General features: G+C 52.2%; 10 protein-coding genes, 1 tRNA gene and 1 rRNA gene. 2 read left to right on the forward strand and 10 right to left on the reverse strand.

Annotated elements, in window-relative coordinates; genetic code table 11:
* The first annotated feature begins 86 nt into the window (after positions 1 to 86).
* Positions 87 to 162 (forward strand) — tRNA-Thr (locus QMZ30_RS25620).
* A gap of 109 nt (positions 163 to 271) precedes the next feature.
* Positions 272 to 387 (forward strand): 5S ribosomal RNA (gene rrf / locus QMZ30_RS25625).
* Positions 388 to 547: 160 nt separating this feature from the next.
* On the opposite strand, the gene QMZ30_RS25630 is transcribed toward rrf, so the two are convergent.
* The 10 genes from QMZ30_RS25630 to QMZ30_RS25675 all read right to left on the reverse strand — a co-directional run.
* Entirely contained in the window at positions 548 to 1,309 is a 762-nt protein-coding gene (locus tag QMZ30_RS25630; RefSeq protein WP_039336895.1) for an amino acid ABC transporter ATP-binding protein, read from the reverse strand.
* Positions 1,310 to 1,317: 8 nt separating this feature from the next.
* On the reverse strand, positions 1,318 to 2,418 hold the full coding sequence (locus tag QMZ30_RS25635; protein ID WP_283229363.1) for an amino acid ABC transporter permease: 1,101 nt from the start codon (positions 2,416 to 2,418) through the stop codon (positions 1,318 to 1,320).
* 15 nt (positions 2,419 to 2,433) lie between these two features.
* Complete coding sequence (locus QMZ30_RS25640) at positions 2,434 to 3,612, reverse strand: amino acid ABC transporter permease (RefSeq protein ID WP_039336892.1); 1,179 nt, start codon at positions 3,610 to 3,612, stop codon at positions 2,434 to 2,436.
* A 66-nt stretch (positions 3,613 to 3,678) separates the two neighbouring features.
* Positions 3,679 to 4,704, reverse strand: coding sequence for an amino acid ABC transporter substrate-binding protein (locus QMZ30_RS25645; protein ID WP_039336890.1), 1,026 nt, complete (start codon positions 4,702 to 4,704; stop codon positions 3,679 to 3,681).
* A 542-nt stretch (positions 4,705 to 5,246) separates the two neighbouring features.
* Positions 5,247 to 5,543, reverse strand: a complete 297-nt coding sequence (fis, locus tag QMZ30_RS25650) for a DNA-binding transcriptional regulator Fis (protein WP_003855228.1) — start codon at positions 5,541 to 5,543, stop codon at positions 5,247 to 5,249.
* 24 nt (positions 5,544 to 5,567) lie between these two features.
* Entirely contained in the window at positions 5,568 to 6,533 is a 966-nt protein-coding gene (dusB, locus tag QMZ30_RS25655) for a tRNA dihydrouridine synthase DusB (protein WP_039336884.1), read from the reverse strand.
* Between the two features lie 395 nt (positions 6,534 to 6,928).
* Positions 6,929 to 7,810: a 50S ribosomal protein L11 methyltransferase gene (prmA, locus tag QMZ30_RS25660; RefSeq protein ID WP_283229364.1), complete on the reverse strand. Its 882-nt coding sequence runs from the start codon at positions 7,808 to 7,810 to the stop codon at positions 6,929 to 6,931.
* Between the two features lie 12 nt (positions 7,811 to 7,822).
* Positions 7,823 to 9,268, reverse strand: a complete 1,446-nt coding sequence (gene panF / locus QMZ30_RS25665) for a sodium/pantothenate symporter (protein WP_283229366.1) — start codon at positions 9,266 to 9,268, stop codon at positions 7,823 to 7,825.
* On the reverse strand, positions 9,258 to 9,500 hold the full coding sequence (locus QMZ30_RS25670) for a YhdT family protein (RefSeq protein ID WP_283229365.1): 243 nt from the start codon (positions 9,498 to 9,500) through the stop codon (positions 9,258 to 9,260). The genes panF and QMZ30_RS25670 overlap by 11 nt, the downstream gene beginning before the upstream one ends.
* Before the next feature lie 72 nt (positions 9,501 to 9,572).
* Positions 9,573 to 9,695: hypothetical protein (locus tag QMZ30_RS25675; protein ID WP_283229367.1), on the reverse strand; the 123-nt coding region annotated here is incomplete at its 5' end.

The following is a 9,695-nucleotide window of genomic DNA, read 5'->3' on the forward strand; positions in this document are numbered from 1 at the left end:
TCAGAAGTGAAACGCCGTAGCGCCGATGGTAGTGTGGGGTCTCCCCATGCGAGAGTAGGGAACTGCCAGGCATCAAATTAAAGTGTGCTGATATGGCTCAGTTGGTAGAGCGCACCCTTGGTAAGGGTGAGGTCCCCAGTTCGACTCTGGGTATCAGCACCAGTTTTAAAGCGTGAGTTCGGTAAAAAGAATTTGCAGTGCCCTGCGGACTCAAGTCCGAAGGATTTTGCGCAGTAGCGTAAAAGACACAGGACACGGCACAAAGAATTTGCCTGGCGGCTTTAGCGCGGTGGTCCCACCTGACCCCATGCCGAACTCAGAAGTGAAACGCCGTAGCGCCGATGGTAGTGTGGGGTCTCCCCATGCGAGAGTAGGGAACTGCCAGGCATCAAACACAGAAGCCCTGAACGAAAGTTCAGGGCTTTTTTGTGCACAAAACCCCTGAAGATAACGTACTAATTCTTTGTTTTCCCAGAGAATTACCATCTGAGAGCTGAAAAAAAGCCCCTGTTCCCGCGAACAGAGGCTGAGTCTAACGCTATGAATTTTAGTGGATAACCTGAGACAGGAACGCGCGGGTACGCTCAGATTTAGGGTTAGCAAAGAACTCTTCAGGCGGTGCCATTTCGACGATCTCCCCCCGATCCATAAAGATCACGCGGTCCGCCACGGTACGCGCAAAGCCCATCTCGTGCGTCACACACAACATGGTCATGCCATCTTCAGCCAGACCAATCATGGTATCGAGCACTTCTTTCACCATCTCGGGGTCGAGTGCTGAGGTAGGTTCATCGAACAGCATGATTTTGGGTTTCATACAGAGTGAGCGTGCGATAGCGACACGCTGTTGTTGTCCACCAGACAGCTGGCCTGGGAACTTGTGTGCATGTTCTGCGATACGTACACGTTGCAGGTAATGCATTGCCAGCTCTTCTGCTTCTTTCTTCGGCATCTTGCGCACCCAAATCGGTGCCAGGGTGCAGTTCTGCAACACGCTCAAGTGCGGGAACAAATTGAAGTGCTGGAACACCATGCCAACTTCGGTACGGACGCGCTCAATATTGCGCACATCATCATTTAAATGAATACCATCCACTACGATACGACCCTGCTGATGCTCTTCCAGATGATTGATGCAGCGAATGGTCGTTGATTTACCCGAGCCGGAAGGACCGCAAAGGACAATACGTTCACGTGGTTTGACCTGCAAGTTTATATCTTTAAGAACATGGAACTGACCGTACCATTTGTTCACGTTTTCAAGAGAAATCATCATGGCGTCAGCCGCATTACTCATCATATTTGTCATGTAAAACCTCAGTGCGCATTACGCCCGGTGTGAAAACGCTTCTCCAGATACTGGCTATAGCGCGACATGCTGAAACAGAAAATCCAGTAGACCATCGCAGCAAACACATAGCCTTCGGTCGACATACCCAACCAAGTGGGGTCAACGGTGGCTTGCTGCACGCTACTGAAGAGATCGAATAATCCGATGATGATCACCAGACTGGTATCTTTAAACAGGGCAATGATGGTGTTCACCAGCCCAGGTATGGTCAGTTTTAGTGCCTGAGGCAGAATGACCAGCAGCTGTGTTTTCCAGTAACCCAGCGCCAGTGATTCAGCCGCCTCAGTCTGGCCTTTCGGCAGTGCCTGCAGGCCACCGCGCACCACTTCTGCAACATAAGCCGACTGGAACAGGATAACGCCGACTAATGCACGTACCAGTTTGTCGATGGTGGTGCCTTCTGCCATAAATAACGGCAGCATGACCGATGACATAAAGAGCACGGTTATTAGCGGAACGCCACGCCAGAACTCGATGAATATCACCGACAAGGTGCGTACCACCGGCATTTTTGAGCGGCGCGCCAGCGCCAGTAAAATGCCCAGTGGCAGTGCGCCTGCGATACCCACCGATGCAATGATCAGGGTCAGCGTCAAACCGCCCCACTGGCGGGTTTCAACCCGGTCCAACCCCAAATAGCCACCGTACATCAGCAGCCAGACAGCGATGGGGTAAACCACAGCCCAGCAGGCGATATAGCGACCACGATTTGGCATCGATTTGAGGAACATTGGAATGATGGAAATCAAGCCAATGACCAGTGCCAGATTAATGCGCCAGCGCAGCTCGTGTGGGTAAAGCCCATACATAAACTGGCCAAAACGCGCGTGGATAAATACCCAACATGCGCCCGCTTTGGTGCAATCAGCACGGGTTTCTCCAATCCAGTTTGCCTGGAATACCAACCAGTTCAATGCCGGCGGGATCAGGCTCCAGATGATCCAGATACTGAACAGCGTTAATAGCGAATTCAGCCAACTGGAAAACAGGTTTTTACGTGCCCAAAGCCAGGCTTTTCCAAGCGCATTGCTGGGTACTGGCGATGTTTCGTGTGTGGTTACAGACATAATGATCCCGTTCTCTTAACGCTCAACCAGCGCAATTTTGCGGTTGTAGAGGTTCATCAGCAGCGAAATGATCAGACTGATGATCAGGTAGACCGCCATGGTAATCGCAATGGTTTCAATCGCCTGGCCCGTTTGGTTCAGCACGGTACCGGCGAACAACGACACCATATCTGGATAGCCAATGGCAGCCGCCAGCGATGAGTTTTTCACGATGTTAAGGTACTGGCTGGTTAAAGGCGGGATGATCACGCGCATTGCCTGGGGAATGATGACCTGTCGCATCGTGACTGGATTAGGTAAACCCAGTGAACGCGCGGCTTCATTCTGACCATGTGGTACGGACTGAATACCCGAACGTATCACCTCCGCAATAAATGATGAGGTGTACACCGACAGCGCCACGGTTAACGCCGCCAGCTCAGGGATCATGACAAAACCACCACGGAAGTTAAATCCGCGCAGTTCTGGTACATCCCAATGCATAGCCGCACCAAACAACGTGTGGGCGATCAGCGGCAGCAGCACAATCAAACCAACAGCAGCAGGCCAGGTACGGCGCAACTGTCCGGTTTTCAGCTGATGCTTACGGTTAAAGCGGAACAGTGCCCAACTGGCGAAAAGTGCCAGCGCCAGTGCAATCAGGAATGGCCAGGTGCCGGGTGCATATTCAGGCCAGGGAATATACAAACCGCGATTGCTGACGAAAGCCAGGTCGAAGGCATTTAATGCCTGACGCGGTCCTGGCAAATTGCGCAGTACGGCAAAATACCAGAAGAAGATCTGCAGCAGCGGCGGAATGTTACGGAACGTCTCGATATAGATAGTGGAGAGTTTGCGCAGCAGCCAGTTGTCAGAGAGACGAGCAAGGCCGATGGCGAAGCCAAGAATAGAAGCGAACACAATACAGAGCGCAGAGACCAGCAGGGTGTTGGTTAACCCCACCATAAATACGCGCGCGTAAGTGTCGCCTTCAGTGTAATCAATTAGGTGCTGGACGATGCCGAAACCGGCATTGCGCTCAAGAAATCCAAAACCGGACGTAATGCCGCGATTGGCCAGGTTAATCACGGTGTTGTGGATGAGATATCCTACGACAGCGAAAACCACCACAATCGCGATGATCTGGTAAAGCCAGGCGCGAACCGTAGGATTACCAAATGAAAAATCCCTCTTTACGGTTGGGCGTTGTGACATGTTGAAACCTCAGTGAAGAATACGCGTGGGCACCGCAGGGTGCGGTGCCCGACTGGCAAGTCAGAATTAGCGTACTGGTGGAGCGTACTGGATGCCGCCCTGATTCCAGAGTGCGTTCTGCCCGCGCGCGATTTTCAGTGCGCTGTCTTTACCAACGTTACGATCAAACACTTCCTGATAGTTACCGACCTGCTTGATGATGTTGTAAGCCCATTTGTTATCCAGCTTCAGGTCTTTACCGAAGTCACCTTCAGCACCTAACAGGTGTGCCATATCAGGGGTAGTCGGTTTCGCTGCCATCTGGTCAACATTCTTCGAGCTCACGCCCATCTCTTCCGCGTTCAGCATGGCGTAGAGTGACCACTTAACGATGGTGAACCAATCGTCATCACCACGGCGAACCACCGGGCCCAGCGGCTCTTTAGAAATCACTTCTGGCAGCACGATGAAATCATCTGGCTTGCCGAGTTTCACGCGCAGTGCATACAGCTGAGATTGGTCAGAAGAGAGGGTATCGCAGCGACCGCTGTCGAGTGCTTTCGCGGATTCGTCAGAGCGGTCGAAGGTTACTGGGGTGTACTGCATTTTATTGGCTTTAAAGTAGTCAGCCACGTTCAGCTCGGTATCGGTACCGGCCTGGATACAGACAGTGGCGCCATCCAACTCTTTTGCACTTTTCAGACCGGCTTTCTTATGGGTCAGGAAGCCGATGCCGTCATAGTAGTTTACGCCGGCAAACAGGAAGCCCATGCCGCCATCGCGTGATGAAGTCCAGGTGGTGTTACGTGACAGAATATCTACTTCGCCTGACTGCAGCGCAGTGAAACGCTCTTTGGCTGTCAGCGGGGTGTATTTCACCTTGCTGGCATCACCAAATACCGCCGCCGCAGCAGCGCGACAAACGTCCACGTCGATACCGGTAAATTTGCCGCTTGCATCAGCATAAGAGAAGCCAGGCAGGCCGTCGCTGATACCGCACTGTACGAAACCTTTCTTCTTAATGGCATCCAACGTGGTGCCTGCATGCGCTTGTTGAGCAACTGCGAACAGCGAGGCAGCAGCGACCAGGGTGGAAAGCATCATCTTTTTCATAAAGCATCCTGTGTGGCGAGATCGTGTGTTGTTATGTTTACACGCACTTTTATGTGCGCTTTTTTCTGTCTGTGGCGGTGAGCCATCCACAACTCTGCAAAGGTAATGCCAGGTTTGCAGAATCCTGAATTCACTGGAAAGATCTTTTAATAAACTGAAAGAACCAGAAAGCTATGGGTACTATGGCGCACCAAAAGGCAGCATGACGAGACGACACGATCACAAATAGTGCAAAAAGTTTCACTATATGGAAGCAGTGTGAGCTATCACTCAGGACAAAATGTATAGGTTTGCAAGCTTACGTCTGAAACGGTGCAGGATCACAGTGAGAGGGGGCTGGCGGGCGTTATGGCGCACAAGCTTAAGGACATTTTAGGACAATGCGGTTGCGCTTAGGGTGACACAATATCACGGATGCAATTGCAACTATCGTTACCATATCCGCGACAATTGTTTCATGCGTTGTTAACGTAGGGAAACTATCTGGGCGATACAAACAAAAACGCCAACCCGAAGGTTGGCGTTAGCGCAGCAAAGAACAATCAGTTCATGCCGTATTTTTTCAGCTTCTTACGCAGGGTACCACGGTTGATACCCATCATCAGTGCTGCACGGGTCTGGTTGCCACGGGTGTACTGCATGACCATGTCCAACAGAGGCTGCTCGACTTCAGCCAGTACCAACTCATACAGATCACTAACATCCTGACCATTCAGTTGAGCAAAATAGTTCTTCAGTGCCTGTTTAACCGAATCACGAAGTGGCTTTTGCGTCACCTGATCCTGTGAGTTAACGGTTGAAACGGTCAGTACATCAGAATTTACGCGTTGTTCGAACATAGTTCTTTCAGCTCTTTATTTCGTTTACGCAAGATTTTCGAAGTATGCCTCCAACGCCTCCAGCTGTTCGCTGGCATCCTCTATGGCGTTGAATGTGCGCCGAAACTGGTCATCAGGAGCACTTTCCTGTAAATACCAGGAAACGTGTTTACGAGCAATACGGTATCCCTTGCGCTGACCATAAAAGTCGTGCAACTCCCGTATGTGCCCAATCAGCATTTGCTTCACTTCAGCCAGCGGCTTCGGTGCCAGCAGCTCCCCTGTGTCCAGATAATGCTGGATTTCCCGGAAGATCCACGGTCTTCCCTGAGCAGCGCGACCAACCATCAGAGCATCGGCTCCGGTATAGTCGAGCACCGCTCTGGCTTTATGCGGGTCAGTAATGTCACCATTCGCGATGATCGGAATGGAAACGTTCTGCTTAACTGTCCGAATGCTGTCGTATTCAGCTTGCCCTTCAAACAAACAGGCGCGCGTGCGGCCATGAATGGTGAGAGCCTGAATGCCACAACGTTCAGCCAATTGGGCAATTTCTACACAATTACGATTATCTTTGTCCCAACCAGTGCGAATCTTCAGCGTAACCGGCACATCGACTGCGTTGACTACCGCAAGGAGGATAGACTCCACCAGTTGCGGATGCTGCAGCAGCGCTGAACCTGCCATCTTACGATTCACTTTCTTGGCCGGGCAGCCCATGTTGATATCTATGACTTGCGCGCCAGACGCCACATTAATGCGTGCGGCAGCCGCCATATCATCAGGATCGCAACCGGCAATTTGCACGGCGCGAATACCGGGCTCGTCACTATGCACCATACGCAAACGGGATTTGTCAGTGGCCCAAACTTCTGGGTTGGATGACAGCATCTCGGAGACAGTCATACCGGCGCCGTTCTCATAACACAAGGTGCGAAATGGCTTGTCGGTTACCCCGGCCATAGGCGCAGCGATGAGTCGATTACGTAGCTGATATTGTCCAATGCGCATGAAAAAGAAGTGACCCTAACTGTTCGCAAGGCGGCGTATATTACGCATTTTTTACCGAAGATGAAAGGCCAAACTTTGAACAATTCGCCGTCAAAGATCATGGAAATCGGCCTGAACATAAGCTCATCTTATAATAGTCTTTAAAATTCAGTGCATTAAAAAAATATGCTGAAATTGTGAACAAACATTTTTCTTAAAACATGCACAAAATCACAAAATAAAAACCGCTACATCAGGTAATTAGCCAAAGAAATGACGGCAATGTGATTATTAATTGTACTAATTTTGCGAGGATAGGGCACAGGTAACGCTTTTCAAAGCATGGCGATGGCGAATGCCAGGGCTCAGCGCTTCAAACGGTTAACTGGCCAGCGTGGGCTGGCCAGTGATGAAAACTAGCGACGTACGCCGGTAATGCGGCACCACTCTTCTTTCTCGGCCACCGGGTCCAGCGCAAAGCGTTCGGCATAGGCTTCGCAAACCCCTTCTGCCTGGCTTGCCAGAACGCCAGACAGCCCCAGATGGCCACCTGCTTTTGGCAAGACGCTAATCAGCGGTGCCAGCTCGCGCAGTGGGCCAGCAAGGATGTTGGCTACGACGACATCAGCCTGCAGGTTTTCGGGCTGTTGGTGCGGCAAATAGAGTGAAAGACGTTCAGAGACGCCATTGCGCTCGGCGTTATCGCGACTGGCCTGGATGGCTTGCGGATCGATATCGATACCGATCGCCTGTGCAGCCCCCAGTTTCAAGGCTGCAATCGCCAGGATCCCGGAACCACAGCCGAAATCGATCACGGTTTTTCCCTGTAAATCGAGACCGTCGAGCCAGGTCAGGCACAGTGAGGTGGTGGGGTGGGTACCCGTGCCAAACGCCAGCCCCGGATCCAGCATCACATTAACGGCGTTTGGATCGGGCACATCACGCCAGCTTGGACAGATCCACAGACGTTCACCAAAGCGCATTGGGTGGAAGTTATCCATCCATTCGCGCTCCCAGTCTTTGTCCTCGATCTGTTCGATCTTGTGGTGGAAGTGCGATCCCAGCAGAGGATGCTGGCTCAGTTCGGCTACCACATCGTCCATCTCAGTTTCGGCGTCAAACAGGCCAATCACATCAGTATCGCCCCACAGACGAGTTTCCCCTGGCAGCGGCTCATAAACCGGGTTGTCATGGGTATCCTGGAACGTCACTGACACTGCACCGACATCCATCAGTGCATCGCTAAGAGGTTCGGCATTTTCACCGGTACTGTTAATTTTGATTTGAATCCAAGGCATAGCGTTTCTCTTTTATTCCACTGCAGCATTGCGCACATCAGGCGTGCTGCCAAACAGGTTGCCTGCGATAAAGGCTAACAGGCTTAAGGTCAATGCGGGGACGATAGGGTGGAACCCCCACAGTTCGATATTCAGGCTGGCGAGCAAGGTATAACAGGCCGCACCCACCACCATGCCGCTAATCGCGCCAGTCGAATTCGCTCGCTCCCAGTACAGGCCCAGTACCAGTGGCCAAAGGAACACCGCTTCCAGCCCGCCAAATGCCAGCAAATTGAGCCAGATAATCATATCGGGCGGGTTCCACGCAGCCAGCAGTAACAGCACACCCAACACAAAGGTGATGGTGCCTGACAGCATACGCAAGCGTGCTTCATTTTCGCTGTGCTGTGGCGCAACACGCAGGTACAGATCCTTGATCAGCGTAGCGGAGGATTGTAGTAGCTGCGCGTTAATCGTCGACATGATTGCCGCCATCGGCGCGGCAAGGAATATGCCTGCCGCCATTGGAGGCAGCACCGTGATCATTAATGTCGGAATGACGCGATCCGGGACGGTCAGGTCTGGAATAATGGCACGTCCCAGCGCACCCGCCAGATGCATACCCAGCATCAGGATCACCACCACGATCGTGCCGAGCACAATACCGCGGTGCATGGCTTTGCTGTCTTTATAGGAAATACAGCGCACAGCCGTATGCGGTAAGCCGATCACGCCAAAGCAGACCAGCACGGCGAAAGAGCTCAGGAAGGTGGGATTGATGACATTACCCACGCCTTCTGGCGAGACCAGCTGCGGGTCGATGGTGCGCAGTTTCGTTACGGCAGTTTCCAGCCCACCGGCTTGGTGGATAACGGCAAACAGCAGCAGGAAAGTGCCAATCAGCATCACCAGGCCTTGCATCGCATCATTGAGTACGCTGGCGCGGAAACCGCCGAAAGCCGTGTACAGTGCGATAGTACCGCCAAATATCAGCAATCCAGTGTCATAAGGAATACCTGCCGCCGTTTCCAGCAGACGGGCACCGCCGATAAATTGCACCGTCATCGCGCCGATAAAGGCCACCAACAAGCTAATGCTGGAAAGCCAAATCAAGAGCGTGCTGCCATACCGGCCATACAGCATGTCATTCAGCGTAACGGCGTTGTAGCGGCGGGCCAGAATGGCAAATTTTTTGCCCAGCACGCTAAGGGAAAGCCACACGGCGGGCACCTGAATCATCGCCAGCAATACCCAGCCAAGACCGTACTTGTAAGCTGCACCGGGGCCGCCAATAAACGAGCTGGCACTGATGTAAGTGGTCGTGATAGTCATGGCCAGCACGAAGCCACCCATTGAACGGCTGCCGAGGAAGTATTCGCTCAGGAAGTTACCCTGGCGCTGTTTGCGCATGGCGAAAACAGACAGTGCCGCAATCAGCACCAGATAAGCCAGAAGTGGAAGAATGATTTCAGCGTCCATCATGGTCCTCCAGTGACATATCACGGAACAGGATGCGCACCATCAGCCAGCACAACACAATAAACAGTAGCGGTGCAAAGATGCAGGAAAGTTCAAACCAGCGAGGCAGGCCCAAAACACCAATTTCATTCCCACCTAACCAGGCGGAAAATCCCCAGACGGCGAGGTAAGCCAGCGTCAGATAAAAAGCCCAGCGCGCCTCTTTGTTCGCTTGCAAAAAACGCCAATCCATTATGTAACCTCAAAGGCGACAAAAATGAAAAAAGGCCGGATTAACCGGCCTCTGATGTGCTCTGCGCTGCCATTACTTCTCGTGCAGGCCGAGTTTTTTCTCCAGATAGTGGATGTTGGTGCCACCCTGCTGGAAGTGTTCGTCGGACATGATTTTCATCTGCAGCTCGACGTTGGTCTTGATACCGTCGATGAT

This window comes from Pantoea sp. EA-12 (assembly GCF_030053355.1).
GTDB lineage: Bacteria > Pseudomonadota > Gammaproteobacteria > Enterobacterales > Enterobacteriaceae > Pantoea > Pantoea vagans_C.